Below are 23,097 nucleotides of genomic sequence, written 5' to 3'. Positions count from 1 at the left end.
CCATCGTTAGGACTTATGCACATGGACCAGCGTTCCGTACGCGATATTCTTGCCGGTAAAACCTACTTTATCCGCACCTTTGGTTGCCAGATGAATCAGCACGATTCCGAGCGCGTGAGCGGTCTGCTCGATTCGTATGGTTGTCTCATGGCGCTCGATCCCGAGCATGCCGATATCGTTGTCTTCATGACATGCTGTGTGCGTGAGGCCGCCGATACTCGCCTGTACGGTCAGTGCAATTCCTGCAAAAGCCTGCCGCCTTCGCCTTCGGGCAAGCGTGTGGTTGCCGTGGGCGGCTGCATCGCACAGCGTGATGGCGAGGGTCTGCTCACCAACGTCGATAACGTCAATGTCATCTTTGGCACGCATTCCATCGCACATGTGGCCGAGCTCATTGCCGAGGCGTTCCTTGATGGTAAGCGTCATATCCGCACCAATGAGCATGAGGATACGGATGCCATGTGCATGCCGTGGCATCGCGAGACCCAGTATCACGCCTGGGTGCCCATCATGACTGGCTGCAATAATTTCTGCACCTATTGCATCGTGCCGTACGTGCGCGGTCGCGAAAAAAGCCGCCCCTTCGAGGAGATTGTCGACGAGGTGACCGGTTTGGTGCGTCAGGGCGTGCGTGAGATTACGCTGCTGGGCCAAAACGTTAACTCTTATGGTCGCGATCTGTTTGGCAAGCCGCGTTTTGCCGATCTGCTGCGTGCCGTGGGCGATACGGGTGTGGAGCGCATCTTCTTTACGTCTTCGCATCCCAAGGATCTGCTCCCCGAGACCATCGACGCCATGGCCGAGACGCCTGCCGTTATGCCGCAGTTGCACCTAGCCGTCCAGTCAGGTTCGACACGGATCCTCAAAGAGATGAATCGCCGTTATACACGCGAGGACTATCTGGGCCTGGTCGATCGCATTCGCAACCGCATGCCCGATATCGCGCTCTCGACCGACATTATCGTTGGCTTCCCGGGCGAGACTGAAGAAGACTTTGAGCAGACGCTCTCACTTGCCGAGACGGTCCGCTATGCTCAGGCCTATACCTTCATCTATTCCAAGCGCGCCGGTACCCCGGCCGCCGAGATTGACGATCCTACGCCGCATGAGGTTATTCTCGAGCGTTTCAACCGCCTGGTTAAGGTTATCGAGACCACGGCGCACGAGTACAACCAGGGTGAGCTTCATACTGTGGTGCCGGCGCTCATTGAGGGAACGAGTAAAAAGAACGACGCGGTCCTGCTGGGCAAGAGTCCCAAGAATCAGACCGTGCATGCGCCTATCCCCGAGGGTTACAGCATCGATCAGCTTGTTGGCAAGATCGTTGATGTTGACGTTGACGTTGCCAAGACCTGGTATTTGTCCGGCTCCGTTGTGGGCGAGCCGCGCTAATGGTTTCTCCCGGGGCAGGTCTTTCCGCCGTTGCGATCGTCGGTCCGACGGCGGTTGGTAAGAGTGGTGTTGCCGACCGTTTGGCGGCTCGTCTTTCGTCCGAAGTGCTGTCGTGCGATGCGATGCAAATCTATCGCGGCATGGACATCGGTACCGCAAAGATGGCGCCCGATGAGTGTACGGCGCCGCTGCGTCTCGTCGACATTGTAGAGCCGGGTGTGGCGTACTCTGCGGCGCTTTATCAGGCTGACGCTCGCGCGCATGTTGAGCGTTTGCTTGGCGAGGGCCGCCTACCGGTGTTTTGCGGGGGCACAGGCTTGTATCTCAAGGCCGCCCTGGATGAGATGGATTTTCCCTCGGGCGAGCTTGAGGACGATCGTCGCGCGGGGTATCAGGAACTTGCCGAGCGTATTGGCGAGGAAGAACTGCATGCTCTGCTTGCCGAGCGCGACCCCGAGTCCGCTGCGGTCATCCACCCCCATAATGTTCGCCGCGTGATTCGCGCTCTCGAAATGCACGATGATGGAGTGTCCTACGCGCAGCAAAAGTCGCAGTTTAGTGTTCCGCGCGAGCATTATCACGCTCTGTGGTTTGGTCTGACGCGTAATCGCGAGATGCTCTACGAGCGCATTAACCTGCGCGTCGACCTGATGTTTGAGCAGGGCCTTGTCGATGAGGTTCGCGGTCTTACGGACCAGGGGCTGGCAGATGCCCTGACTTCGATGCAGGCGATTGGCTATAAAGAGATTATCGATGCCTTTAACGGCGTGATTTCTATGGATGAGGCTCGCGAACTCATCAAGATGCGTTCGCGTCGCTATGCCAAGCGTCAGCTTTCGTGGTTTAAACGCGATGACCGTATCGTGTGGTTCGATATGGACGAGTTTACGATCGATGAGGTCGTTGAGGACATCCTGCATCGTATTGAGGCTGTCTAATGGCTCGTTTTCCTCTTGTTTCCACGGCACCCGAGCCCGAGCGTGCCATTTTGGTTGGTGTTGAATGGCGCGACAATGCATGGCCGCTCGATCGATCGCTTGACGAGCTGGAGCGCCTTGCCCATACGGCTGGTGCCCGGTGCGTGGCGCGCTTGTCTCAGCGTTTGGTAAAGCCGTATCCTAAATCGTTTATCGGTTCCGGTAAGGTTGAAGAGCTGTGCGGCCTGGTGCATCGCATGGATGCCGATGTTGTTATCTTTGACGACGACCTGACGCCCTCGCAGCAATCCTATTTGGAGAAAGCCGTGGGCGAGCCGGTAAAGATTATCGATCGTACGGCACTGATCTTGGATATCTTTGGCCTGCATGCTCAGACGCGTGAGGGACGCCTACAGGTACAGCTGGCACAGCTTCAATATCTGTTGCCTCGTCTGCGTGGCATGTGGAGCCATCTTGCCAAGGAGCAGACGCGCGGCGGCATCGGTTCGCGCTTTGGCCAGGGTGAAAGCCAGCTCGAGGTTGACCGTCGCTTGATTCGCAATAAGATTGCCGCGCTTCGTCGTGAGCTTAAGCAGGTTGAACAGCGTCGCGATGTCCAGTCCAAGAGTCGCATTGAGTCACCGGCGTTTCGCGTCGCGTTAGCCGGTTATACCAATGCCGGTAAATCGACGTTGCTCAATCGCCTGACCGGCTCTACGGTACTTTCGCAGGACAAGCTGTTTGCTACGCTCGACCCGACGACGCGTTCGTATCACCTGCCCGGCGGTCGCGGCATGACGATCACCGATACCGTCGGCTTTATTCAAAAGCTGCCGCATGGTTTGGTCGATGCCTTTAAATCGACGCTGTCCGAGGTGTTGGGTGCCGATCTAATTCTCAAAGTCGTAGATGCGTCTGACGAGGACTATGAGCGACAGCTGGAGGCTGTCGACCGCGTGCTTGATGAGATCGGCGCTGGAGAGCGTTTAACGCTGACCGTATTCAATAAAATCGATCTTCTCGATAGCGTTGATCGACTGAGCTTCCGTCGTCGCTATCCCGAGGCCGTTCTGTTCTCGGCCCAAACGGGCGAGGGGCTCGACGATCTCGTCGATCGCATTGCTCGCGAGGCGGCTGCCACCGATGTGTTGCTCTCTGCTGATATCCCGTATCGCGAGGGCGCCCTCATCACGCTGGTGCATGAGCAGGGAACCCTTTTGCACGAGGAATATCTCGAGGATGGCGTTCGTATTGTGGCGAAGCTGCCGGCTCGTATTGCGCCGCGGCTCGAGCGTTATCGCACCGAGTAGGCGAGCTCCAAAATGCCCAGTATGATGGGCTGATGCAGCAGATAAAAGGGGAGTGCGTGACGTCCAAGGCTGGCGAGCGCCGGTAGGGGGTTGGCGTAGGTCCAGCTAGGGACGGTCTTATCGATTCCCTGCGCTATATGTGCGGCGAAGTATCCTGCAAGATACATAAAGATAAACGGGATGATGGGGTAGTAATCACCTGAAACAAACCCAGGGCTCGGAAATCCCAGCCACGCCAGGTAGGGGACAGGGTAGATTGTTTTGGGGATGCTCCAGGTGAGGGCGAACAACACAAGGCATAGGGACATGCCCCATCTCGCCGATATCCTCTTAAGGACGGGATCGGTCAACGCCACGATGCCGGTACATGCGGCCATGCAGTAGATGATGCCAAAATTAACCGAATCGTCTACTGAGACAAGCGTTGTTACCAACCAGACGACGAGTGCTGCTAAGGCGTATTTGGCGGCACGTTTGATATTGTTGCGCGAAAGGGTGCACATCCAACCCGCGATAAACAGAAATACCCAGCTGATGCTGGCGCGCCAGATGTCTTGAAAGACAGTCTGGGTAAACCAGGGCATATCCCAACCGTACAGGTAGGCGAGATCGTAGCAAGCGTGAAAACCTGCCATTGAAATCATCGTAAACCCGCGGACGGTATCAAAGATGGTGATGCGTTTTTGCATTACGAGAACCGGCGCATCAAGCCGACGACTTTGCCCAAGATAGCGGGATTCGTTGCATAGATAGGCTCCATGGTGTCATTCTCTGGCTGCAGGCGTACGCGTCCCTGCTCCTTGTAGAATGTCTTGACGGTCGCTGAACCATCAATCATGGCCACGACAATTTCGCCGTTCATGGCACTCTTTTGTTCACGGACGATGATGTAATCGCCATTGAAGATGCCGACATTGATCATTGAGCTCCCATGCACCTCAAGGATAAAGGAACCCTGATCAGTGGCGATTTCGGTCGGGATAGTAAAAGTGTCTTCTATATTCTGCTCGGCCAGAATGGGAATCCCAGCCGCGACGCGACCAACGAGCGGTAGCGAGACCGTTCCGCGAGGTGCGGTGGGTTCGTCAGATTTAGAAATTGAGACAGAGGAACCGTCCTCGTTAAAGAGTTCCAGGGCGCGCGGTTTGGTGGCATCGCGCTTGAGTAGCCCGCGCGCCTCCAGGGCAGATAGATGGGCGTGCACGGTGCTGGGGGAGGAAAGGCCCACGGCAGAAGCCATCTCGCGCACGCTGGGCGGATAACCTTTCTCCTGCTGATATTCCTTGATGAAGTCGTAAATTTGCTGCTGACGCTTGGTAATTTTGCGAGCCATCAGGGCATCCTCTCTACCCATGTCAAACAAATGTTCGAATTTTGCTTGACAGGAACAACTGTTCGAAGATAATAATAACCGAACATTCGTTCTCGCGCTAGACATTTTTGTCCGCGCGGCTTGATAAAACTGTTCTCAGCAAAACACGCGAGAGGAGAACATGATGAACGCAACGAATATGGTCCAGGGAAACCTTGCCCTTAAACTCGAGACGCCTGCAGAACCCACTTTTACGGTTGTTCAGGGTGGCCGCTCCGGCTTTCAGCCTTTGACCGTAAAGCCTGCTCGCAATCAGCAGGCTGTAGTTGCGCCGGCCCGCGTTGCCCTGAAGGTTCCGACGATTGTCGCCGTTGCCGTTGCGCTTACGCTCTTCGTTGTCCTCGCTACGTCGGTCTTTAGCGCTCGTCACGCCGCGTATGCCGAGTCCGTTTCCAACGTTACCTACGAGACTATTCGCGTTCAGCCTGGTGATTCTCTTTGGTCGCTTGCCGAGGAATATCCTATCGAAGGCCTTTCCACGCAAGAGACTTCCGACATGATCCGTAACGTCAATCATCTGGAACATGGTTCGCTCGCCGCCGGTGCGCATCTTAAGGTTCCTGCTCGTTCGTAATCATTATCGCGCTGCGCATGGTACCCTTGTTATCGTTTAAGAGGAGGTACCATGCGCTGTCCCAAATGCGGTAAGGCACATACCCGCGTCGTTGATTCCCGTATGCAGGAGTCAAATAACACCATTAAGCGCCGTCGCGAATGTTGCTCGTGTAACTACCGCTTTACAACGTTCGAGCGATGCGAAGACCCAATTGAGGTCATTAAGTCGGACGGAACTAAGCAGCGGTTCGATCGCAATAAGCTGCTCGTCGGCTTGATGCGTGCCACCATCAAGCGTGATATCGACACTAAGAAGCTCAATGAGATTATCGACGACATCGAGGTCGAGCTGCGCTCTCGCACGCTGACGGCCGTCACGTCCCATGAGCTGGGTGACATGGTGCTCAAGCGCTTGGCAAAGATCGACAAGGTGGCGTACATCCGTTTTGCCTCGGTCTACCGCGATTTCAAAGACGTCGATGAGTTTCTGCAAGAGCTCGACAAGCTAAGGTGATTCTATGTCCAACATTACCGTCAACATAAAGCGTCTCGATCCCACCGTCGAGCTTCCCAAATACGCCCATCCCACCGATGCCGGCTTGGATCTGCGCTCCAACGAGGACTGCGTCCTGAAGCCCTTCGAACGCCGTCTGGTCTCTACTGGGCTGGCCATCGCCCTGCCCGATGGCTACGCCGGCTTCGTCCAGCCCCGCAGCGGCTTGGCCATCAAGCAGGGCCTGTCTATAGTCAACACGCCGGGCCTCATCGACGCCCACTACCGAGGAGAACTCAAAGTCATCCTCATTAACCTAGACCCCACGAACAACATCCAAATCAACAAAGGCGACCGCATAGCCCAACTCGTCATCCAAGAAGCCCCCACGGTCAACCTCATAGAAGTAGAAGAACTAGACGTAACCGACCGAGGCAACGGAGGCTTCGGCTCCAGCGGCGTCGCCTAGGGCGCTCGTATCCCTCCCGCCCGGGGCTTACCTATATCATTCCATGCTCAAACATTCTCGCTTCGCAGGGGCGCACGTATCCCGCTTTCGCCTGAGCCCCATACATATCATCCCGTGCTCAAACATTCTCGCTTCGCTGCGAAACTGCGCGCGGGACGATATGTATGGGGCTCAGGCGAAAGGGCTACATGCTTGACATAAAACAATCTTTCTAGTTAGCCGATGCGATAAAGGGATGCCTCCTTTGTCGCATCGGCTAACTCTATTTATATTTTCCTGTTTTACCTTTGCAGGTTCTAATGGAGGGGATACCGAAGTAGCTGCTAGTAAGTAAACGTAGCTGCTCAGCGGGAGCCGCCCATATATCGTTCCACGCGCAGTTTCGCAGCGCAGCGAGAATGTTTGAGCATGGAATGATATATGGGCGGCTCCCGCTGAGCAGCGGACTTTCGTCTACCTGATATGAGCAGGTTTTCCGCCCCAGTAGAAGCGGCAGAAGGCTCGTTTGCGCTTTTGGGGTTTGCCTACTAGCTCCATGGTTGCGATGGCTATATCTTCGGCTGCGTGGGGGCGGCGTAGTACTTCGCCGTTGATGAGTAGGGCTTTGAGTGATTCGGGATGATCGTGCAGATGGCGCAGGGTTACGATGAGTTCTCGTGCTGTGGTGACATGCATGCTGGCGCCCATGCCGGTGAGCATCGTTGTGTTGGCCTTTTCCTGACCGTATGATTTGCCCAGCAGAATCATCGGCAGATGCGCGCACAGGCACTCAGTGACGGTGAGTCCGCCCGATTTGAGGATTGCCAGGTCGCAGCCGTGCATGAGGGCCGCCATGTCGTCCACGTAGTCCAGAACCGTGACGTTATCGAGCTTCATGGCGTCGAAGAGCGTCTTGAGGCGGGTGGCGTATTCCTCATCCTTGCCCGGCAAAAAGACAAAGTGCATGTCCTCGAAGCTGCGCAGGAAGGGGAGTGTGCGGTCCATCTCCGCGCGAAAGCGAACGTACGGTTGAGGCAAACTGGCACCGGCCATCACCAACACAACGGTCTTGTCAGCGGCGAGATTGAACTTCTCGAGTTCTTCCTCGCGATTGTAGTCCGTATCAAACCCGGCGCGAATGGGGATGCCTGTGATGCGGATTTTGGTCTCGGGAACTTTACGGGGGCGAAGTGTCTCGGCCATAAATTCGTTGGCTACGCAGAACAGGTCGGTGTCCTTGTGGGGCCAAAAGCCTTCGACTTCATAGTCTGTTGGTACGCAGATGACTGGATAATCGATACCCGTGATAACGCGGGCACCCACAGCGACGTTGGCCGCCGTGATGTGTGTTGCGACCACGGCTATGGGCCTGCGGGTGCGGACATATTCGTTGAAGGCAGGGAACATAATACGTGACCATGCCGTGCCTCCGCCCCAAAGCAAGTGTCCGGTAAGGGTATAACGCCAGGTCAAGTCATATATTGGACGCGTGGCGCCGGTAAACGAGGCAGCCGTTTTGTTGCCGTCGAATTTAATACGTCCAAAATCGAGGATATCGAGCACTTCAATCTCAACATCCTCGGGGATACCATTGGTGCCGCGGATGAGGTCGAATGCCTGTGCAATCGCATTTGCGGCGGCCTTGTGGCCCGAGCCGACCGAGGCGTGCACGATGGTCACGAGGGGTTTTTGCTGAGCCAAGAGCGAGGTCTGCTCCGATTGGGGAGTGCTGTGCGTGGGCAGGGGAGCGTCGTTGCTCGTCTGCGTTTGATCCATCGATAACTCCCCTTCATCTTTGTTTCGCAATGAATCATTGTAGTGCATGAGTGTCACGTTCGCCTAAATTTGGGTATGAGCGCAAAGAACGCCAATCTTTCGACAGGAGGTCTCTTCATGACTACCCATCAGCCGATCGATGTTGCGATTATCGGTGGCGGCCCTGCGGGCTATGCTGCGGCCATTTATGCGGCGCGCTCCAACCTAACGACGACCGTGATTGAACAGGGCATGTCGGGCGGACAGATCGCCACGACCAATGAAGTCGAGAACTATCCGGGCATTCCGCTCTTGAGTGGCGGCGAACTCGGCGAGCGTTTTCAGCAGCATGCAGAGGGCCTGGGAGCGCAGGTCGCATGGAGCATGGTTACGGGTATCGATTACGATGCCGATGCAGCGCTGTTTACAGTGCATCACGACATGGGCGATACGCTGGCCTCGAGCGTTATCGCTTGCATGGGTGCCACGCCGCGTCCGGCAGGTTTCGCTGGCGAGGATACCTATCGCGGTCGTGGCGTTTCATATTGCGCAACATGTGACGGCATGTTCTTCCGCGGCAAACAGGTCTTTGTAATCGGTGGTGGCAATTCGGCATGCGAAGAGGCACTGTTCCTGTCAGACATTGCCAGCAGTGTGACCATCGTGCTGCGCCGTGACCAGTTCCGTGCGCCTGATGGTGTTGTTCAGAAAGTATTCGAAAAGGACAATATTACAGTTAGGTACCAAACTAGTATTGTGGAGCTCTCGGGCGAAGCCATGCCAACGACGATCGCCTTTAAGGACAATTCATCCGGGGAAATTCATACCGAGTCATTTGAGCCCGGCTCTTTCGGCATCTTTGTCTATACCGGGACGCAACCCCATACCGAACTTGTCGAGCATCTAGTCGATCTGGCGCCTGATGGCGGCATTCTGACTGATGAATCCATGGCGACCCGCACGCCGGGTCTATTTGCCGCTGGCGATATCCGTTCCAAGCGTTTGCGCCAGGTTGTGACCGCGGTTTCTGACGGAGCCATAGCGGCAACCAGCGCATACGCATTTCTCCGTAGATAAGTACGATAATATATCTTATGTAAGGTTGTTATCTTTTAACAAAGTGGTTGGACGGTGTATCAATGTGCTGTCCAACCACTTTTACTTGGCGACTATGTGGTATGCAAAACTAGATAACGTAGAATACAATATATAAATGAACGGAGGATCCTTATGAACCACGCCAAACGCGTTATCCCGATGTCCGATACATCGGTCAGCATTAAGCCTGAGGATATTCAGCCCACTGTGCTGCCCGATGCATTTATTCAGTCCGATATCGTACGCAAACTCAATACGTTGAGTCTGCCGCGCTATGACCAGTTGCCCAATGTGACGCTCTACCGCGACCAGGTCATTGAGTATGTCGCGCTGTGGATGGAGCCGCTGTCCCTTTGCGTTGAGCAGCCTATCATTACGCCATCGATGATCAATAACTACGTAAAGGTTGGCCTGGTGCCTGCTCCGGTCAAAAAGCAATATGGCCGCGAGCAGATTGCCCGCCTGATCGCTATCTGCATCTTTAAGCAGGTGCTACCTATTGCTGCGGTGCAGGCACTCTTTAACATTCAGCGTTTGAGCTACGATGCCCCGACTGCCTTTGATTATGTGGTCGATCAGCTCGAGGCATCGATTCGTTCGGCGTTTTCCGTCGAGCAGACGCCGGTTCCCGATACGGCGCATCAGGTAACGCGTGAGTCGCTGCTTGTGCGCAGCGCGGTTTCATCCTTTGTTTCGAAGGCTTACTTGATGAGCTATCTCAAGTTCAACGGGTTTAATAGCTAGCCGACGTATAAAACGGGCGGGACAAAGAGCCATCTGTCGCTTTGTCCCGCCCGTTTTTTTGCTTGGTTGGACTTTATTTGCCCGAAGCTACGCCCATGCCGTAGCCGATGATCAGGCCGTGCATCTCGGCGTAATAGGAATCCAGGCCGTTGCAGGGCATGATGATGGTCTTGGAGCCGGGCCAATGTTCGACTATGCGATCAGTAAGCGCCTGGGCTCCAGCTTCGTTCTCAACGTGGTCGATGACGACCTCACCGCCCGTAAAGCCCTCGGCTTCCATGGTGTCGATGATCTTGTTGAGCATCTTCTTTTCGCCACGCGTGTGCCCGACGAGCTCGATTTTACCGGCCTCGCTCGCCGTGCCCAAAATGCGAATATTGAGCTTGTTGGCAATGACGCCGGCTGCCTTAGGGATACGTCCGGCTTTGGCGAGGTTCTCGTAATTACACAGGCTAAAGAGGATCTTGCTGTTTTGCTCGAGGCTATCGAAGTATGCGCAAGCGTCCTCGAATGAGACATCCGGATTGCTTGCAAGATAGCGGTCGAACAGCAAGAAAATGAGGTCCATTTTGCCGCCAGCTGCGCGCGAATTGACTAGATGAATCTGCCGGTCGGGCTCCTCGGCAAGAACCATATCGCGAGCCGTGGCTGCCGCATTGTAGCTGCCCGACACGCCCTCAGAGATTGGCATGCAGATGGTCTTGTCTGCCAATTTGAAGAGCTCGGCCCACTCCCCTACGCTGGGACAAGCGCTCGAAGAAGCGTTCGTCTCCGCCTGAACAGCGCAGTTGAGCTCATGAACATCGAGCGAAAGGTCATCGATGAATTCACGCTCCCCCACTCGAATTTTGAGGGGCGCAAATGCAAAGGTGGTATGGGGCGCGGTCGGTTGCCAATCGCGGAGGTTGCAGCTTGAATCGGAGATAAGTGCCCAGCTCATAGAGGGTCCTTTCTAATCGTTCCCATTCAATTATAGCCATCTTGCAGACCGATTGGGCCGCTATCTAGTATTCAAAACTAGATAGCGGACTGCACTAAAGGCAAAAGAATGGACCCCATGACTCAAAGCCACGAGGTCCATATCCGTTTGCTTTATCTGAATACTTAGTAGCGCACGAAAATGTAGTTGTTGTTCATGCCGGCGGCAACGGAGCTGATGATAACACCCGTGTTGTAGTCGGAAGCATGAATCATCTGACCACCACCGATGTAAATGCCGGTGTGGTACGAGTTGACCACAACGTCACCGGGCTGCGGATCGGACACACGCGTCCAGCCCATAAAGGTACCCGTGGTGCCGAGGCGGCAATAGCGACCCGTGAGGCAATAGCTAACAAAACCAGAGCAGTCGAAGCTGTTCGGTCCAATTCCGCCCCAGGAATAGGCGCAACCAAGCTTGCTGTATGCACGCGAGACAACAGAACCGCCATCGACGGACTGGCTCGGAGCAGAAGGCGTCGGAGCCGGAGCGGGCGTGGAGGGCTGCGGTGTAGGAGCAGGTGCCGGCGTAGGAGCCGGAGTGTTGCCGCCCTGGTTGTTGTTATTGCTGGTCTGACCACCGTTGTTGGTGTTCTCGGTTGTACCGGCAGTCTCGTTGCTCACCGTGGCCTTCTCGGCAGTGCTGGCGTTGATGCCGGCCTGCAGCGCGGCGTTGGCCTCGGCCTCTGCGGCAAGCTCGGCCTGCAGCTGCGAATCCAGGGAGTTTACGACGTTCTGGGCTTCAGCCTGCTGGGCGTTAAGCTCGTCGACCTTCTTTTGCGTGGTGGCGACGTTCTTCTCCTGCTCGGCCTGCTTATCGGTGAGCTGCTGCTTAAGCTCCTTGACCTCTTGGATGGTCTTGGCCTGCTTGTCGGACACCTTGCCGTAGTAGAACAGGCGGTTGAGCATATCGCTCAGATCATCGACACCCGTCAAAACCTGAAGCAGGCTCAGACCGCCGGTTTTGTACTCGCCGGCGACATAGGTCGAGAGCTTGGCCTGACCATCGGCGATCTCCTGCTGCTTTTGCGTGATCTCGCCGGCAGTCTGATCGAGCGCCTGCGTCTGCGTGGCAAGCTCATCGTAAATCTGCTGGGTTTGGGTGCCGATCTGCTCGAGTTTCGTACGGGCAGCGGCAAGGTCGGATGCGGTGTCGGCGTAGGCAGGAGCCGCGAGGCCCAAGCCCAAAACACAAGCGAGGGTTGCCGTAGCAGCGCAGCGTGCCATGTTTTTGTGCGTGTTTGCTGTGCGCATGTAGCTTCCTTTCCAGTAACTAAGGGTAACGGCTAGTCTACCGTCACCAGGCTAAAGAGCTCCACATCGTCATCAGACGGCGTGAGCTTCTCGCGCGGGTTGAGAAACGCAAGCTCAAGTATACAACCGTAACCGATAAGCTTTGCGCCCATATCTCGCACCAGTTTACCTGTTGCCTCGACGGTTCCGCCCGTCGCGACCAAGTCGTCCAGAATCAACACGGTATCTTTAGAGCTGATAGCGTCGGCATGGATCTCAATTGAATCGGTGCCGTACTCGAGCTCGTAGCTCTGGCTTACGGTCTCGCGCGGCAGCTTGCCCGGTTTACGTGCGGGAACAAAGCCGGCACCAAGGGCCACAGCCACCGGTACGCCAACCATAAAGCCGCGAGCCTCGGGACCCACGACCTTGGTGATTCCCATGCCGGCAAAGTGCTCGGCGAGGGTATCGGTCATGGCTTTGAGCGCCTCGGGATTGCCAAAGAGCGGCGTGATGTCTTTAAAGATGACTCCGGGCTCGGGATAGTCGGGGATGTCGACGATTTGAGATTCGAAGTCGTACATTGCATGACCTTTCAATGGGTTGCCGAAATATCAGCAGCGGTTATTTGCCCGCGGTGACGGTGCCGGATTGCGAAGGGGCGACGACCTTGAGCGGCTTTACGAGAGAATCCTCGTGCGAAGCCGGCACGGCAGTTTCTTCGTTTTTGGCCTTGGTGGACTCGGAGCGAGCGATTTCCTCATCGAGTGCATCAATGTCGGCGTCCTCGACCACGGCGTTGAGCGACTCAAAAACGCGGTTCTTGAGCAGCGCAGTGTGCACACCCTCGGTCAGGTCGTGAAGCTTCTTAAACGCACGCTCGAGCTTGGCGTCGCGCTCGTCATCGGAGGTATCCATGCCGAGCATGCTCACGAGCACCTGCTCAAACATCGAAGACTCGCGGTTTGCCGAAGATACGTACTGACGCAGGTTGCGCGGCTCGATATGGAAGCGTGACAGCTCGGAGCAGTAGCGGATGATCGGAAAATCGCGACCATCGACGAGTTCACGATTCTGCGGACTCTTGATGATGCGAATGAGGTCGTTCTCGGCGAGCGACCGGATAAACGAAATCTCGACGCCCAGCATATCGGGAATGGTCTCGATGGGATGCAGCTTTTGCTTAGTCTCCTTGGGCTCCGTCTTGAGTGGAACATCGGACAGCAAGCCCACCTCGTAGGCGAGCGTTGACAGGTCCGTGGCGTTTTCCAAGCGCTGCTTAATCACGTTGAGCGGCATGTAGCGAGTCTTCTGCAAGTGCAGAATGACCTCCAGGCGATCAACGTCCTCCTTGGAGTACTGACGGTATCCCTTAGGCGTACGATGAGGGGTAATGAGCCCCTCATCCTCTAGAAATCTTATTTTTGAGTTCGAAAGATCGGGGTATGCGCCTCGAAGTAGGTTGACGACTTGGCCGATACTCAGATAGTTGCGTTCGGCCATGCCCTACTCACCGGTTTCGATGCGCTCCGGCGTGCTCTCGTGGTAGATGAGCGTAAACGTACCGATCTGAACGGAAGAACCGTCGTGCAGCGGGGCTGCATTGACGATGGCACCGTCGACCCAGGTGCCATTGAGCGATCCCAAGTCCTCGATGCGAGCGCCGAGGCCCTCGCGAATAATGCGCGCGTGGCTGCGCGAAACAGTCATGTCGTTGAGGAAGATGCCGTTCGCGGGATCGCGGCCGATGGTGGTCACGTCGTCCTCGAGCTCAAAAGCGGCACCCGTCTGCGGACCCTTGACGATGGACAGAACGGGGGCGGTGATGCGCACGTTGGCCATGAGGTCGGGAACGGTGACGTCGCTTGAAGGCACGCGGAATACGCAGGTAGCGTCAGCAGTCTTATCATTCTGAGGCATATTGTTAACCATGTTGTCCATGACAACCCCTAACTTATCGCGGACGTGCCGCAAATAATGAACCGTACGTAATCATACCCCAACGAATCAGTCTTCGATTTCAGGGTTCAGAAAGTCGATGTCCTCGTCCTCGGGATGCGCGAGAGCCTGTTTAATGGCCGCTCCGCCCTTAATGGAGTAGATGACAGCCGTGAGCATGGAGAAGATCACGCCGCCGTACACAAAGAAGATGCCGAGGGGCACCGAGCTTCCGTTGAGGCCCGGGAAGGCCGTGAGGGTTGAAGGTAAAAGATGCAGGCCGTCAATAACGGGGAACCCGAGCAGCATGAGCGAGAAGCCGGTCATGAGCAGCGCTGTCGCAATCTTTCCGGGGAAGACGACGTCAATGGGACGAGGGTGGTAATGGCGAACGATAAGTGTGCCGATGCCCAGATAGATGTCGCGGCCAATAATGAGCACGCAGACCCAGATGGGAAGCTCGCCGCGGACTACCAGGCCCAACACGCCGGTAAACAGCAGTGCACGGTCGCAAATGGGATCCATGACCTTGCCGAGCCACGAGACCGTCTTAGTCATGCGGGCGATCTGACCGTCCATCCAGTCGGTGGAGGCGGCAACGGCGTAGATTGCGATGGCGATGACGCGATTGTTATCCGTCACAAACAGGTACAGAAATACCAGGGTGAGGATCAGGCGCGTAAAGGTGATGAAATTGGAGATCGTAAAGATCTTATTCGACGGGTAATCGGAAGTGCCGATAAGCTCCTTTTTGATCTTCTTTTTGATGCCCACAGGACTCCCCCGCTGGTTAACGACAAAACTTTCGATACTATACCCGTTCCGGCGATGTCTATCCAGCGTAAGCATAGAGAGTCCAGACATGTGGAGGGCGTTTTTAGGCGGCGGGGATTTCGCATTCGTGTACATCAGCCTCCAAACATGTCGAAAAATGTCGATTTCGGTGGCTGATGTACACGTTTTGATTCGGTGATTACATCGAGCGGGAACGTTGTTGCTTTAAGCAAAATAATCATGGTGATTAAAACAAAAAAGGTCAGGCACTAGGTGCCTGACCTGCAAACTTCTGGTCGGGACGACTGGATTCGAACCAGCGACCCCTTGACCCCCAGTCAAGTGCGCTACCAAGCTGCGCCACGTCCCGAAGCTTTTGTTTGTTGCTCTGCTCTCGCTCGCAACAGGGAGTATATTAACCCGAAACTTTAGACTTGTGCAAGAACTTTTTTACAAATTTTGAAGCAAGTCCAAAATTGTATCTGCGAGCTGGGGTTTTGTTAGCACGGGAAGTTCTTGCGTGCCCGTTGTGCTCACAATCCAGGCCTTGTTAGTGTCGGTTCCAAAGCCCGAATCGGCGCGCGAGACATCGTTAGCGATAATGGCGTCGCAACCCTTGCGGGCCAATTTGCGCTCGGCGTACTCGACAACGTTATCGGTCTCGGCCGCAAACCCGATCACGCATCGTTCGTCCTTCTGGCGCGAGAGCTCGGCCAAAATATCGATCGTCTCGACAAGGTCGATACGATCCAGGTGTTCGTTGGCTTTTTTGAGTTTGTGGTCCGCAGGGGCCGCCGGGGTATAGTCGGCGACGGCAGCCGCACAAATTGCCGCATCGGCCGTCTGGAAGGCGCTCAGCGCCGCCTGCAGCATCTCTGCGGCGGTCTGCACGCGTACGCACGCCACGCCGCGGGGAACATCGAGCGATGTCGGTCCCAGCACGAGCGTGACCTCGGCACCGCGGCGTGCGGCCTCCCCTGCCAGGGCGACGCCCATCTTGCCCGACGACCGGTTACCGATGAAACGCACCGGGTCGATCGGTTCGTGCGTGGGGCCGGCGGTGATGACGATGCGCTTGCCCGCCAGGTCCTGAGGCGCGGGGTTGAGCACCTCACAGACAGCCTCGACGATGTCCTCGGGCTCGCTCATGCGTCCCGTGTCCACGTCGCCGCAGGCAAGGTAGCCGCTGCCCGGACCCACCACATGGACACCGCGCTCGCGCAGCGTGGCCATGTTGGCCTGCGTCGCCGGCGCTTTCCACATGCCGTTGTTCATGGCCGGCGCGATCACGATGGGTCGCGGCGTCGCAAGCAGCGTGGTGGAGATGAGGTCGTCGGCGATGCCGTTGGCCATCTTGGCGATGATATTGGCCGTCGCGGGCGCCAGGACCACCAGATCGGGCTCCTGCGCCAGCGAAATGTGGTGGATGGGGTCGGAGGGATCGTCGAATAGGCCCACGGCGACCGGCTCGTTGGTGAGTGCACGAAAGGTGAGCGGGCCCACAAACTCGGTGGCATGCTCGCTCATAACGACCTTGACGTGCGCGCCGCGCTTTTGCAGAAGGCGCACGATATTGCACGACTTATAGGCGGCGATCCCGCCGGTAATGCCCAGCAGGATCGTTTTTCCCTCAAGTTGCATTGAATTGGTGGGTGCCGCCATCGTTTAAGCTTCCTTGCTCAGGAGCACCAGGAGGCGGTGGCAGTACGGGCAGTGCGTAATCTCGCTACCGTCGTGGTTGAGGTCGCTCATGGACGATGCCTGCAGCGCGGTGTGGCAGACCGTGGGGATGTTGCCCTGGATGGTCTCGACGGCCAGGCCGCGGAACTGCTTGAGCAGACGCTCGTAGTCGGTGAGTACTTCGGTCGGCAGCGTGGCGGCAAGAGCGGTGCGCTCCTTCGTGGCGGCTTCGATCTGAGCTTGCAGGTCGGCAGCCTTGGCGCGGGCGGCCTTGGTATCGGCCTTCACGCCCTCCTCGAACTTGGCGATGATTGCCTGCGCACGGGTCTCGCGGTCGAGTGCCTCTTTGTGGGCGACAACGACGTCCTTGCGGGTGTGCTCAATCTTGTCCAGACGCTTGGCCAGGGTGGCGAGTTCATTCTCTAGGTCCTGAACCTCGCGGTAGTCGGAGCCGTCGACGTGGCGCTTCTTGGCGGCCTCGATGGCGTTGTTGGTCTGTATCTCGGTGGTGTTGAGATCGTCGAGCTCAATGTCCAGGTCCTTGCGCTGGGCGTAGAGCTTGGTCATCTCGGACTTGAGCTTCACATAAGTCTTGCGCTTGGAAGCGAGCTCCTTGAGCTCCGGCATATTGGCAAGTTCGCTCTTGTTGCGGGCGAGCTCCAAATCGATCTGTTGCAGCTTGAGTAGCGTAGCGCCGGCGCTCATAAGTTCTCTCCTTTTGTCACAGTCCACCATTGGCAAGGGTTCAGTATTTTAATCGCATGACGGGGGTCGACTCCGGCGTCAACTGCAGAGTTCATCAATATATCAACGAACGGCTCTTCGGAGCGGTCGTGGCCGAGCAAAATCACCGGCAGCCCGCGCAAGGCAAGGTCTTGCGCCACGTGGTAGCCCGCCTCGCCGGTTACGATGACATCTGCGCCCGCGTCGATGGCGAGCTCTCCAAAGTCGCCCACGGAGCCGCCCAAAATAGCGACGGTACGGCATGCGTGCTCGGCTTCGCCCCACAAACGCGGGTCGCTGCCGAAGGCCGTGGCAGCACGGGTAGCAAGATCGCGCAGTGTGCACGGGTCGTTGAGCGTTGCAAGCGCGCCCAGGCCGGTGGCCTCGGGGTCGTCCACGTGCTCCAGTGAGCTCACGGGTGCGGCACCCAGCAGCTTGCTCAGGCAGACACGGGCTTCGTGCGAGCGGTCCAGGTTGGTGTGGAGCGATATGATGCTCACGCCGCAACGCGCTGCCTCGTAGAGCGCCGCGCTGCATTGGGGGCGTGCGGCATCCGCCGGACAAAACGCCTCGGGCGCCTTGATATAGATGGGATGATGCGTCAGCAGCACGTTGGCGCCGGCCTCCTGGGCGCGGTGCACATTGGCTTCGGTCGCATCGAGCGCGCAGACAACGCCGGTAATCTCCGCGGCCGGATCTCCCACAGATAGCCCAACATGGTCCCAACTCTCGGCATCAGTCTTGGGATAGCGTGCCAGCAGCGCGCGCTCAAGCTCGGCGACGATCATGCGGCGCCTACGATCGAGAGCAGCGTCTGGGCAAACTCGTCCAGATCGTCCGGATTCACGCGGTCATCGAACGAGATGCGAAGAGCGCCGAGAGCTTGCTCGCGACCGATGCCCATCGCGCTCAAAACGTGGCTGGGGTCCATACTGCCGCTCGAGCACGCCGAGCCTGCCGATACCTCAAAGCCGGCAGCGTCGAGCTTGATGATGAGCTCCTCGGAGTCCATGCCGTCAATGTAGATCGATACCATGCCGGGCAGACGGTCGGCCTGCGTGTAGTCGCCCGTGGTGGCGTGAATGCGCGGATGGGCCGTAAGCGTGGCATAGAGCTTGTCGGAAAGGGCTTGCAGCTTCTCGCGCTCCTGGGCCACATGGGGCGCCAGCGTACGGGCGGCAGCGGCAAAGGCAAGCTGCGTGCGCAGGTCCTGCGTGCCGGCACGACGACCGGCCTCCTGTCCGCCGCCAAAGATGCGCGGGCGCAGCGGCGTGCGGTTCTTAAGGTAGAGCGCGCCGGATGCCACAGGACCGCCAATTTTATGGGCGGCGACGGACATAGCATCGACGCCCAGCTCGGTGACATCGAGCGGAATATGCAGATACCCCTGGATGGCATCGGTGTGGAACAGGGCACCCACGGTATGCGCGGCCGCGGCAAGCTCGCGGATGGGCTGCACCACGCCGGTCTCGTTGTTGGCAACCATGATGCTCACGAGTGCCACGTCGTCGCCTAACAGCTCGACAAGCGCGGCAGGCTCAATGTAGCCCGCGCGGCAGGGCTGCACCAGGTCGACGGTAAAGCCAGCGGCACGCAGCAGCGGCAGGTTGTCCAGAATCGAATCGTGCTCGATCGCCGACACGATCACGCGGTCGCGCTTGCGATCGCGCTGACGGGCGCCCTCGGCAAGTCCGAGGAGCGCCAGCTGGTTTGCCTCGGTACCGCCGTTGGTCAAGATGATCTCGGACGGACGGACGCGCTCGCCAAAGCTGCGGGCAATCTCGCGACGCGCGACTTCAAGGCGCGCAGCGGCCTTGCGGCCGAGCGAATGCAGCGAGTTGGGGTTGACGCCGGCAAGCTCGCTGTCGTCGTATTCGCGCTGCGCAAGGCGCGCCTCGGCGCGCATGGGCGTCGAGGCGGCATAGTCAAGATTCACGGGTATGCGGTTTTGACCTGCGGTCATAAGGATTTATGCCTCCTGTGCAGCCTCGTTGCCCAGCTTCTGCAGCAGCGCAACCTCAGCGGCGGGATCTTCGGACTTAAATACGGCAGAGCCGGCTACGAGAACGTTGGCACCAGCCTTGACAACCTCGGCGATGTTCTTGGAAGAAATGCCGCCGTCGACCTCGATCATGGGCGAAACGCCGTGGCGCTCGCACATGGCCTTGAGCTCGTGCAGTTTGGCAATGGTACCGGGGATAAAGCTCTGGCCGCCAAAGCCGGGGTTCACGCTCATCAGCAGCACCATATCGACGACGTCGATGATGCTCTCGAGTACGCACACGGGGGTGGCGGGGTTGAGCACCACGCCGGCCTTGACGCCGCGCTGCTGCAGATGGGTGAGCGTGCGGTGCAGGTGCGTGGAGGCCTCGTAGTGCACGGTGATCATGTCGGCACCGGCGTCGGCGTACCAATCGACCGTTTCGTCGGGGTTCGACACCATCAAGTGCGCGTCGACCGGTACATCGGTGGAGCGCTTGACGGCCTTGAGGATGTCAACGCCAAAGGTGAGGTTGCCGGTAAAGTGACCGTCCATGACGTCGAAGTGCACGTAGTCGGCGCCGGCAATCTTGTCGAGTTCGCCCTTGAGGTTGGCCATGTCGGCCGAAAGGACGGACGGAGCGATTTTGATGGAACCCATTGTAGTAGCCTTTCTGCGCTAGTCGGTGAGTCCGTAGAACTCTTGAGAAGGGACGCGGTCGGTGAGAATCTCGAGCGCCCTATCCAAAGTAACACCGTTGTAGAGCGTTTGCTCCACGGCAAAGGTGAGCGGAATGTCTACGCCCAGTGAACGGGCAAGTTCGCTGACGCTGCGGGCCGCGACGGCGCCCTCGACCACCATATGCGTGCGCTCCTGATACTCGTCGAGCGACACGCCGTGGGCAAACTCGTAGCCAAAGGTGCGGTTGCGTGAATGCTCCGAGGTGCAGGTGGCAATGAGGTCGCCCATGCCGGCAAGTCCCATACAGGTCATAGCTTGACCGCCGCGGGCGTGCACCAGACGGCTGATCTCGGCCAGACCGCGCGTCATGATAAGGGCAAGCGTGTTGTCGCCTGCGCCCGAGCCGGCGGAGATGCCGCACACGATGGCGATGACATTTTTCATGGCGCCGCAAACCTCGACACCGGTCATGTCTTGCGACAGATAGATGCGGAAGGCCGTGGACAGGAGCAGGTCCTTAAAGGTCTCCCCTATCTGCGGATCTTTGCTGGCGACGACGGCGGCAGAAAGCCCGCCGCGACAGATCTCCTCGGCATGGTTGGGGCCCGAGAGCGCCGCCACGCGCGCCTCGTTGCCGATCTCGCTGGCGATGACCTCGCTCATGAGCAGGCCGGACTCGGGCTCAATGCCCTTGGTGAGGCAGAGCACCGGGGCATTGGCTGCGATAAAGGGCGCGGCCTGGTGGCACACGCTGCGAAGGTGCGTCGAAGGAACGGCGAAGATGATGGCCTCGGCGCCGTCGAGCGCCTGTACCAGGTTCGTGGTGGCGACGACGTTGCCGGGCAGCTCGTAGCCCACCAAATACCGGGGGTTGCGGTGCTCGCCATTGATGCCGGCGGCCGTCTGCTCGCTGTGGGCCCACATGGTCACGCGCTCGGCTCGCGCGGCGGCAAGGCCGGCGACGGCGGTTCCCCAGGAGCCGGAGCCAATCAGCGCAACATTCATGACTCTCTCCTACTTATCGTCGGGCTCGGTGACGCGCTTGGTAAACGAGAGCTTGGATTCCTTACCGGTCATGAGCTTTTTGATGTTCGCACGATGGGCCCACACCACGGTGATGCCGATCATCGCCATGCAAAACTTAAGTCCCAGGCTGCTGTACGGAAAGACCGCGCAGGCAGCGATGGGAAGACCGATGGTAGCGGCAAGCGAGCCCACCGACACAAACTTGGTGATGGCGACGGCCACGATAAACATGCCCAGCAACGACAGGCCAATAGGCCAGTACCAGGCGAGGATGACGCCCAGACCAACCGCGATACCCTTGCCGCCATGGAAATTGAGGTAGGGCGAGAAGATATGGCCCCACACAGCTGCCAGGCAGATGACGCCGAGCATCCAGTCGCCGGCGGCGCCGGGGGCCATAATGCTCACGGGGAAGCCATAGCCCAAGTCGGCGATAAGCGGACGCGCGATAAGGACGCAGATGGCACCCTTAAGGCAGTCGAGCAGCAGCGTGAGCGCGGCCACCTTGGGGCCGGCCACGCGCAGCGCGTTGGTGGTGCCGATGTTGCCGGAGCCCGCCTTGCGAATGTCCGTGTGGTTGAACACGCGGCCCAAGATCAGGCCAAACGGAATCGCTCCGATAAAGAACGAGACCACGGCGCAGACGGCGGTCAGCAGAATCGGATTATGCATCCTTTTGCTCCTTCTTTCTAAAGAAGAGTCGAATGGGCGTGCCGGCAAAGTCGAAGCTCGAGCGCATACGGTTCTCCACATAGCGCTGGTAGGTGTCGTTGACCAGATCGCTGTGGTTGACGAAGAACGTGAACGTCGGCGGGTTGACGCCCGTCTGGGTCACGTAGTGCATACGCAGGCGGCGCTTGCCGTCCACCACGGTATGACCGAACTCGCGCAGGTCGGTGAGGAACGTGTTGAGGCGCGAGGTGCTGATCTTTTGCGAGCGCGTCTTTTCGGCGGCGTCGACCATCGCCCAGATCTTCTCGACGCTGCGGCCAGTGAGGGCAGAGATGCGCAGGTACTGGGCCCAGGGAGCCATGACGCCCAGACGGCGGTCGATGGTCTCCATGCAGGCCTCGCGCTTACGGTCGTCGTCGAGCAGATCCCACTTGTTGAGCAGCACCACGATGGCGCAGCCGCGTTCGATGGCAAGACCCATGACCTTCTGGTCCTGCTCAGTGACGCCCACGGAGGCATCGACGACGAGCAGCGCCACGTCGGCGCGGTCGATGGCGCGCAGGCCGCGGACCATGGAGTAGTACTCGATGTTCTCGTACACGGTGCTCTTCTTGCGAATACCCGCGGTGTCGACCATGCGGTAGTGCTTGCCGTTGCGCTCCACGACGGTGTCGATGGCGTCGCGCGTGGTGCCGGCAATGTTGGACACGATGGAGCGGTCGGCGCCCAGGATGCGGTTGAACAACGAGGACTTACCGGCGTTGGGGCGGCCGATGATGGCGACGTTCAGCGCGTCGGGGAACTCGTCGGCGATCTCGTCCTCCTCCTCGGGCAACAGGGCCACGATGTCGTCGAGCAGGTCGCCCGTGCCGTGGCCGTGCAGGGCCGAGAGCGGCGTGGGCTCACCGATGCCGAGGGAATAGAACTCCCAGATGCTGTCATTCTCGCGATCGGGGTTGTCGAGCTTGTTCACCAGCAGAAAGACCGGCTTGTCGCAGCGCTTGAGCATGCGGGCGACCGACTCGTCCTCCTCGGTGACGCCGGTGCGACCGTCGACCACAAACAGGATGACGGCGGCTTCCTCGGCGGCGGCGAGGGCCTGGTCGCGGATGGACGTGGCAAAGACGTCGTCGCTCTTGAGCGGCTCGATACCGCCCGTGTCGACGATGGTGAACTCGCGGCCGTTCCAATCGGCCGTGTGATACGAGCGGTCGCGCGTGACGCCGCGGGACTCGTGGACGATGGCGTCCGAGGTCTGGGCCAGGCGGTTAACGAGCGTGGACTTGCCCACGTTGGGGCGTCCGACGACGGCGACGATAGGTTTCAT

The 23,097-nt window shown here is 58.2% G+C and carries 25 protein-coding genes and 1 tRNA gene; 8 read left to right on the top strand and 18 right to left on the bottom strand.

Going from position 1 to position 23,097, the window contains the following annotated elements:
• The first annotated feature begins 21 nt into the window (after positions 1 to 21).
• The 3 genes from miaB to hflX are packed head-to-tail and all read left to right on the top strand — an operon-like array spanning position 22 to position 3,619.
• Positions 22 to 1,392 carry a tRNA (N6-isopentenyl adenosine(37)-C2)-methylthiotransferase MiaB gene (gene miaB / locus AAAX59_RS00200; RefSeq protein ID WP_349069888.1) on the top strand — a complete coding sequence of 457 codons (1,371 nt, stop codon included), beginning with the start codon at positions 22 to 24 and terminating at the stop codon, positions 1,390 to 1,392.
• Positions 1,392 to 2,330, top strand: a complete 939-nt coding sequence (gene miaA / locus AAAX59_RS00195; protein ID WP_349069887.1) for a tRNA (adenosine(37)-N6)-dimethylallyltransferase MiaA — start codon at positions 1,392 to 1,394, stop codon at positions 2,328 to 2,330. Before miaB ends, miaA begins: the two co-directional genes overlap by 1 nt.
• Positions 2,330 to 3,619 (top strand): GTPase HflX, encoded by a 1,290-nt coding sequence (gene hflX, locus AAAX59_RS00190; protein ID WP_195233663.1) that lies wholly within the window; start codon positions 2,330 to 2,332, stop codon positions 3,617 to 3,619. Before miaA ends, hflX begins: the two co-directional genes overlap by 1 nt.
• Here the strand turns inward: hflX and AAAX59_RS00185 are convergent.
• Together AAAX59_RS00185 and lexA are read right to left on the bottom strand one after the other, a co-directional pair.
• Complete coding sequence (locus AAAX59_RS00185; RefSeq protein ID WP_195233665.1) at positions 3,604 to 4,308, bottom strand: heparan-alpha-glucosaminide N-acetyltransferase; 705 nt, start codon at positions 4,306 to 4,308, stop codon at positions 3,604 to 3,606. The two genes, hflX and AAAX59_RS00185, sit on opposite strands and share 16 nt — an antisense overlap.
• Positions 4,308 to 4,952: a transcriptional repressor LexA gene (gene lexA / locus AAAX59_RS00180; protein WP_271759157.1), complete on the bottom strand. Its 645-nt coding sequence runs from the start codon at positions 4,950 to 4,952 to the stop codon at positions 4,308 to 4,310. Before lexA ends, AAAX59_RS00185 begins: the two co-directional genes overlap by 1 nt.
• Before the next feature lie 163 nt (positions 4,953 to 5,115).
• Here lexA and AAAX59_RS00175 point away from each other — a divergent pair, with 163 nt between their 5' ends.
• From AAAX59_RS00175 to dut, 3 genes are read left to right on the top strand one after another with little or no spacing between them, the layout of a single operon-like run.
• A complete protein-coding gene (locus AAAX59_RS00175; RefSeq protein ID WP_349069886.1) occupies positions 5,116 to 5,565 on the top strand; it encodes a LysM peptidoglycan-binding domain-containing protein in 450 nt (149 codons plus the stop codon).
• Positions 5,566 to 5,616: 51 nt separating this feature from the next.
• Positions 5,617 to 6,060 carry a transcriptional regulator NrdR gene (nrdR, locus tag AAAX59_RS00170; protein WP_022093781.1) on the top strand — a complete coding sequence of 148 codons (444 nt, stop codon included), beginning with the start codon at positions 5,617 to 5,619 and terminating at the stop codon, positions 6,058 to 6,060.
• Between the two features lie 4 nt (positions 6,061 to 6,064).
• Entirely contained in the window at positions 6,065 to 6,508 is a 444-nt protein-coding gene (gene dut, locus AAAX59_RS00165; protein ID WP_349069883.1) for a dUTP diphosphatase, read from the top strand.
• A 453-nt stretch (positions 6,509 to 6,961) separates the two neighbouring features.
• Here dut and AAAX59_RS00160 read toward each other — a convergent pair whose 3' ends face one another.
• Positions 6,962 to 8,311 (bottom strand): glycosyltransferase, encoded by a 1,350-nt coding sequence (locus AAAX59_RS00160; protein ID WP_349069882.1) that lies wholly within the window; start codon positions 8,309 to 8,311, stop codon positions 6,962 to 6,964.
• A 69-nt stretch (positions 8,312 to 8,380) separates the two neighbouring features.
• Here AAAX59_RS00160 and AAAX59_RS00155 point away from each other — a divergent pair, with 69 nt between their 5' ends.
• Both AAAX59_RS00155 and AAAX59_RS00150 read left to right on the top strand, forming a co-directional pair.
• Positions 8,381 to 9,319: an FAD-dependent oxidoreductase gene (locus tag AAAX59_RS00155; RefSeq protein WP_349069880.1), complete on the top strand. Its 939-nt coding sequence runs from the start codon at positions 8,381 to 8,383 to the stop codon at positions 9,317 to 9,319.
• Between the two features lie 153 nt (positions 9,320 to 9,472).
• On the top strand, positions 9,473 to 10,084 hold the full coding sequence (locus AAAX59_RS00150; RefSeq protein WP_006235996.1) for a DUF1836 domain-containing protein: 612 nt from the start codon (positions 9,473 to 9,475) through the stop codon (positions 10,082 to 10,084).
• 73 nt (positions 10,085 to 10,157) lie between these two features.
• Here AAAX59_RS00150 and AAAX59_RS00145 read toward each other — a convergent pair whose 3' ends face one another.
• The 15 genes from AAAX59_RS00145 to der all read right to left on the bottom strand — a co-directional run bounded on the left by AAAX59_RS00145 (position 10,158) and on the right by der (position 23,097).
• Positions 10,158 to 11,024 (bottom strand): DegV family protein, encoded by an 867-nt coding sequence (locus AAAX59_RS00145; protein WP_349069877.1) that lies wholly within the window; start codon positions 11,022 to 11,024, stop codon positions 10,158 to 10,160.
• A 164-nt stretch (positions 11,025 to 11,188) separates the two neighbouring features.
• On the bottom strand, positions 11,189 to 12,316 hold the full coding sequence (locus AAAX59_RS00140; protein ID WP_349069875.1) for an NlpC/P60 family protein: 1,128 nt from the start codon (positions 12,314 to 12,316) through the stop codon (positions 11,189 to 11,191).
• Between the two features lie 32 nt (positions 12,317 to 12,348).
• The gene (locus AAAX59_RS00135) at positions 12,349 to 12,879 is read right to left on the bottom strand and encodes an adenine phosphoribosyltransferase (RefSeq protein WP_089573365.1); all 531 of its coding nucleotides are present in this window, start codon (positions 12,877 to 12,879) and stop codon (positions 12,349 to 12,351) included.
• 40 nt (positions 12,880 to 12,919) lie between these two features.
• A complete protein-coding gene (locus AAAX59_RS00130; RefSeq protein WP_349069873.1) occupies positions 12,920 to 13,798 on the bottom strand; it encodes a MerR family transcriptional regulator in 879 nt (292 codons plus the stop codon).
• Between the two features lie 3 nt (positions 13,799 to 13,801).
• Positions 13,802 to 14,236 carry an FHA domain-containing protein gene (locus AAAX59_RS00125; RefSeq protein ID WP_006236002.1) on the bottom strand — a complete coding sequence of 145 codons (435 nt, stop codon included), beginning with the start codon at positions 14,234 to 14,236 and terminating at the stop codon, positions 13,802 to 13,804.
• A 66-nt stretch (positions 14,237 to 14,302) separates the two neighbouring features.
• Positions 14,303 to 15,007, bottom strand: a complete 705-nt coding sequence (locus AAAX59_RS00120) for a CDP-alcohol phosphatidyltransferase family protein (RefSeq protein WP_161160296.1) — start codon at positions 15,005 to 15,007, stop codon at positions 14,303 to 14,305.
• A gap of 293 nt (positions 15,008 to 15,300) precedes the next feature.
• A tRNA-Pro gene (locus tag AAAX59_RS00115) sits at positions 15,301 to 15,377 on the bottom strand.
• Positions 15,378 to 15,457: 80 nt separating this feature from the next.
• The gene (gene coaBC, locus AAAX59_RS00110) at positions 15,458 to 16,669 is read right to left on the bottom strand and encodes a bifunctional phosphopantothenoylcysteine decarboxylase/phosphopantothenate--cysteine ligase CoaBC (RefSeq protein WP_349069871.1); all 1,212 of its coding nucleotides are present in this window, start codon (positions 16,667 to 16,669) and stop codon (positions 15,458 to 15,460) included.
• A 3-nt stretch (positions 16,670 to 16,672) separates the two neighbouring features.
• A complete protein-coding gene (locus AAAX59_RS00105; RefSeq protein ID WP_138341006.1) occupies positions 16,673 to 17,392 on the bottom strand; it encodes a hypothetical protein in 720 nt (239 codons plus the stop codon).
• A complete protein-coding gene (locus AAAX59_RS00100) occupies positions 17,389 to 18,198 on the bottom strand; it encodes a Nif3-like dinuclear metal center hexameric protein (protein ID WP_349069869.1) in 810 nt (269 codons plus the stop codon). Before AAAX59_RS00100 ends, AAAX59_RS00105 begins: the two co-directional genes overlap by 4 nt.
• Positions 18,195 to 19,373, bottom strand: coding sequence for a cysteine desulfurase family protein (locus AAAX59_RS00095; protein WP_349069866.1), 1,179 nt, complete (start codon positions 19,371 to 19,373; stop codon positions 18,195 to 18,197). The genes AAAX59_RS00100 and AAAX59_RS00095 overlap by 4 nt, the downstream gene beginning before the upstream one ends.
• A 6-nt stretch (positions 19,374 to 19,379) precedes the next feature.
• Positions 19,380 to 20,051 (bottom strand): ribulose-phosphate 3-epimerase, encoded by a 672-nt coding sequence (gene rpe / locus AAAX59_RS00090; protein WP_196031248.1) that lies wholly within the window; start codon positions 20,049 to 20,051, stop codon positions 19,380 to 19,382.
• Between the two features lie 18 nt (positions 20,052 to 20,069).
• On the bottom strand, positions 20,070 to 21,077 hold the full coding sequence (locus AAAX59_RS00085) for an NAD(P)H-dependent glycerol-3-phosphate dehydrogenase (protein ID WP_349069864.1): 1,008 nt from the start codon (positions 21,075 to 21,077) through the stop codon (positions 20,070 to 20,072).
• Between the two features lie 9 nt (positions 21,078 to 21,086).
• Positions 21,087 to 21,770: a glycerol-3-phosphate 1-O-acyltransferase PlsY gene (plsY, locus tag AAAX59_RS00080; RefSeq protein ID WP_349069861.1), complete on the bottom strand. Its 684-nt coding sequence runs from the start codon at positions 21,768 to 21,770 to the stop codon at positions 21,087 to 21,089.
• A complete protein-coding gene (gene der, locus AAAX59_RS00075; protein ID WP_349069859.1) occupies positions 21,763 to 23,097 on the bottom strand; it encodes a ribosome biogenesis GTPase Der in 1,335 nt (444 codons plus the stop codon). Before der ends, plsY begins: the two co-directional genes overlap by 8 nt.

The organism is Collinsella sp. CLA-ER-H2, from assembly GCF_040092405.1.
GTDB lineage: Bacteria > Actinomycetota > Coriobacteriia > Coriobacteriales > Coriobacteriaceae > Collinsella.
The sequence above is the reverse complement of the archived record's forward strand: the minus strand, read 5'-3'. Positions and strand labels throughout refer to the sequence as shown.

Excerpts from the sequence above, each read along its gene's own strand:
- miaB (WP_349069888.1), top strand. The coding sequence starts at position 22 with ATGGACCAGCGTTCCGTACGCGATATTCTTGCCGGTAAAACCTACTTT.
- miaA (WP_349069887.1), top strand. The coding sequence starts at position 1,392 with ATGGTTTCTCCCGGGGCAGGTCTTTCCGCCGTTGCGATCGTCGGTCCG.
- hflX (WP_195233663.1), top strand. The coding sequence starts at position 2,330 with ATGGCTCGTTTTCCTCTTGTTTCCACGGCACCCGAGCCCGAGCGTGCC.
- AAAX59_RS00185 (WP_195233665.1), bottom strand. The coding sequence starts at position 4,308 with ATGCAAAAACGCATCACCATCTTTGATACCGTCCGCGGGTTTACGATG.
- lexA (WP_271759157.1), bottom strand. The coding sequence starts at position 4,952 with ATGGCTCGCAAAATTACCAAGCGTCAGCAGCAAATTTACGACTTCATC.
- AAAX59_RS00175 (WP_349069886.1), top strand. The coding sequence starts at position 5,116 with ATGAACGCAACGAATATGGTCCAGGGAAACCTTGCCCTTAAACTCGAG.
- nrdR (WP_022093781.1), top strand. The coding sequence starts at position 5,617 with ATGCGCTGTCCCAAATGCGGTAAGGCACATACCCGCGTCGTTGATTCC.
- dut (WP_349069883.1), top strand. The coding sequence starts at position 6,065 with ATGTCCAACATTACCGTCAACATAAAGCGTCTCGATCCCACCGTCGAG.
- AAAX59_RS00160 (WP_349069882.1), bottom strand. The coding sequence starts at position 8,311 with ATGCACTACAATGATTCATTGCGAAACAAAGATGAAGGGGAGTTATCG.
- AAAX59_RS00155 (WP_349069880.1), top strand. The coding sequence starts at position 8,381 with ATGACTACCCATCAGCCGATCGATGTTGCGATTATCGGTGGCGGCCCT.
- AAAX59_RS00150 (WP_006235996.1), top strand. The coding sequence starts at position 9,473 with ATGAACCACGCCAAACGCGTTATCCCGATGTCCGATACATCGGTCAGC.
- AAAX59_RS00145 (WP_349069877.1), bottom strand. The coding sequence starts at position 11,024 with ATGAGCTGGGCACTTATCTCCGATTCAAGCTGCAACCTCCGCGATTGG.
- AAAX59_RS00140 (WP_349069875.1), bottom strand. The coding sequence starts at position 12,316 with ATGCGCACAGCAAACACGCACAAAAACATGGCACGCTGCGCTGCTACG.
- AAAX59_RS00135 (WP_089573365.1), bottom strand. The coding sequence starts at position 12,879 with ATGTACGACTTCGAATCTCAAATCGTCGACATCCCCGACTATCCCGAG.
- AAAX59_RS00130 (WP_349069873.1), bottom strand. The coding sequence starts at position 13,798 with ATGGCCGAACGCAACTATCTGAGTATCGGCCAAGTCGTCAACCTACTT.
- AAAX59_RS00125 (WP_006236002.1), bottom strand. The coding sequence starts at position 14,236 with ATGGACAACATGGTTAACAATATGCCTCAGAATGATAAGACTGCTGAC.
- coaBC (WP_349069871.1), bottom strand. The coding sequence starts at position 16,669 with ATGGCGGCACCCACCAATTCAATGCAACTTGAGGGAAAAACGATCCTG.
- AAAX59_RS00105 (WP_138341006.1), bottom strand. The coding sequence starts at position 17,392 with ATGAGCGCCGGCGCTACGCTACTCAAGCTGCAACAGATCGATTTGGAG.
- AAAX59_RS00100 (WP_349069869.1), bottom strand. The coding sequence starts at position 18,198 with ATGATCGTCGCCGAGCTTGAGCGCGCGCTGCTGGCACGCTATCCCAAG.
- AAAX59_RS00095 (WP_349069866.1), bottom strand. The coding sequence starts at position 19,373 with ATGACCGCAGGTCAAAACCGCATACCCGTGAATCTTGACTATGCCGCC.
- rpe (WP_196031248.1), bottom strand. The coding sequence starts at position 20,051 with ATGGGTTCCATCAAAATCGCTCCGTCCGTCCTTTCGGCCGACATGGCC.
- AAAX59_RS00085 (WP_349069864.1), bottom strand. The coding sequence starts at position 21,077 with ATGAATGTTGCGCTGATTGGCTCCGGCTCCTGGGGAACCGCCGTCGCC.
- plsY (WP_349069861.1), bottom strand. The coding sequence starts at position 21,770 with ATGCATAATCCGATTCTGCTGACCGCCGTCTGCGCCGTGGTCTCGTTC.
- der (WP_349069859.1), bottom strand. The coding sequence starts at position 23,097 with ATGAAACCTATCGTCGCCGTCGTCGGACGCCCCAACGTGGGCAAGTCC.